Genomic DNA, 2,048 nt, shown 5'->3' with positions numbered 1-2,048 from the left:
CCGGCGCCGCCGCCAGGGCCGCCGGGCCCACCAGCGAGGCCGCCGCCGAGACGTTCGCGAAGCTCGCCGAGGCGGGCCGGTTCGTGGTCGTCGACGCGCCGCCGCTGTCGTGCTCGGCCGACGCCCAGCTGCTCGCCGGGCACGCCGACGCCGTGATCCTCGCCGTCCAGTCGCAGCGCGACGCCATCGTCGAGACCGCGGCCGCCGCGGTCGCCATGCGGCAGATCGACACGCCGCTGCTCGGCGCGGTCCTGCTGCCGGGCGTGCTCGGGCCGATGAACACCGTGCCGCTGCCGACCGCGCGCCGCGAACTCACCGCCCGGCCCGCGCCGACCGCCGACGAGACGCCGACCGACTCGCTCGAACCCGTCGAGGACGCCGCCGCCACCGAGGTGATCCCGGCCGTCGGCACCGCACCGAGCGCCGATGCCGTGCCGGCCCCGGTCGCCGAGTCGCGATGACGCTGCTCGCGGCCCCCAGAGCCAGGGCGCGCGCCGTCGCCGAGTCGCCGGAAGGCGCCTCGCTGACGTGGCTCCTGGCGGCCTACCCGCTGTGGTGGGCGCTGGGCCTCGGGGTCCTCGCGATCCCGTTCGTCGCCGCCGTCGCCGCCGTGAAACTGGTGCGGCGCAAGTCGATCGCGGTCCCGCCCGCGTTCGGGTGGTGGCTGCTGTTCCTGCTCGCGGTGGTACTCAGCCTCGCGAACCTCGGCGTCGACCCGCCCGGCGTCGTCCCCGAGACGTTCATATCGAGCCTCCCGGGGGCGACCTACCGGTTCGGGTTCTACTGCTGCGTCACGCTGATCGCCCTGTGGGCGTACAACCTCGTCGTCGAAGGGAAGCTCCGCCGCGAGCACCTGATCCGGCTGCTCGCGTGGCTGTTCGCCGTCACCGTCGCTGGCGGGCTGCTCGGGACGTTCTTCGGGAGCTTCGAGTACACCTCCCCCGTCGAGGCTTTGCTGCCGAAGGCCGTCGCGAAGGACGGGTTCGTGCAGTCGCTGGTGCACCCGGCCGCGGCGCAGACCATGGACTTCCTCGGCTACGAGACGCCGCGCCCGGCCGCCCCGTGGGGCTACACGAACACGTGGGGCAACAACTTCGCGATCACCGCCGTCTGGTTCACCGTCGCCGCGTTCTGCATGCCGGTCAAGGCGAAATGGCGCGTCGCCGCGGTGGCGCTCCTGGCCGTGTCGCTCGTCCCGGCCGTCTACTCGATGAACCGGGGCCTGTGGCTGGGCCTCGCCGCGATCGCGGTGTTCACCGCGCTGCGGCTGCTCGTCTCCGGGCGGCCCGGCGGGATGCTCGCGCTCGGCGGCGCCGGATGCGCGGCCGTGCTGCTGGTGGTCCTCACGCCGCTGGGCACGGTCGTCCAGGCGCGCATGGACAACGGGCACTCCGACGAAGGAAGGGCGTTCTCCTCCGAGCGCGCCGTCGAACTCGTCGTCGAGCACTCGCCGGTCATCGGGTTCGGCTCCACCAGGAAGACCCTCGGGTCCGGCGAGTCGATCGCCGTCGGCCCGACCCCCGAGTGCCCCCGCTGCGGCGGGCGCACCCTCGGCGGCAACGGCCAGCTGTGGCAGGTCCTGTTCGCCCACGGGATCGCCGGGACGGTCGCGTACCTCGGCTTCGCGCTCGCGGTCCTGTGGCGCTTCCGGTCCGACCACTCCGCGGTCGGCATCGCCGGGAGCGCAGTCGTCGGGTTCTCCCTGCTGACGATGTTCTACTACAACGCCCTCGTCACGCCCCTCCTGCTCACCCTGCTCAGCTACGTCCTCCTCGCCGCCAACAGAACCAAGACGCCCGGTGCCCAGGGCCCAGAGACGGAGAACCGATGAGTCGAGCACTGAAGACCGCCGACGACCTGCGCAGGCGGGCGACGTACCTCGCGGAGGTGGTCGACCAGCTGTACCCCGCCGCCAGCGCCGGGGAGGGACCGGCGCGGCCGTACATCGTCGTGCCCGGGCGCCGCAAGCCGCGCGTGCTCATCCCGGCCGCCGACCGGAAGGTCGCCGCCGCGGCCCTGTCGCGGTACGCGCGCCCGGCCGCGCGCGG

The 2,048-nt window shown here is 73.9% G+C and carries 1 protein-coding gene and 2 pseudogenes; all 3 read left to right on the top strand.

The annotated features are described in order from the left end of the window. Positions 1–461 (top strand): annotated as a pseudogene (locus DI269_RS27525) (hypothetical protein); the annotation flags it as partial. Further along, positions 458–1,831 (top strand): hypothetical protein, encoded by a 1,374-nt coding sequence (locus DI269_RS27520; RefSeq protein ID WP_112133523.1) that lies wholly within the window; start codon positions 458–460, stop codon positions 1,829–1,831. The pseudogene DI269_RS27525 and the gene DI269_RS27520, both read left to right, overlap by 4 nt. Beyond that, positions 1,828–2,048 (top strand): annotated as a pseudogene (locus DI269_RS02250) (hypothetical protein); the annotation flags it as partial. The gene DI269_RS27520 and the pseudogene DI269_RS02250, both read left to right, overlap by 4 nt.

The organism is Glycomyces dulcitolivorans, from assembly GCF_003265355.1.
Classification (GTDB): Bacteria; Actinomycetota; Actinomycetes; order Mycobacteriales; family Micromonosporaceae; genus Glycomyces; species Glycomyces dulcitolivorans.
Note: the sequence above shows the minus strand (reverse complement) of the source record. Positions and strands in the feature narration are given on the sequence as shown.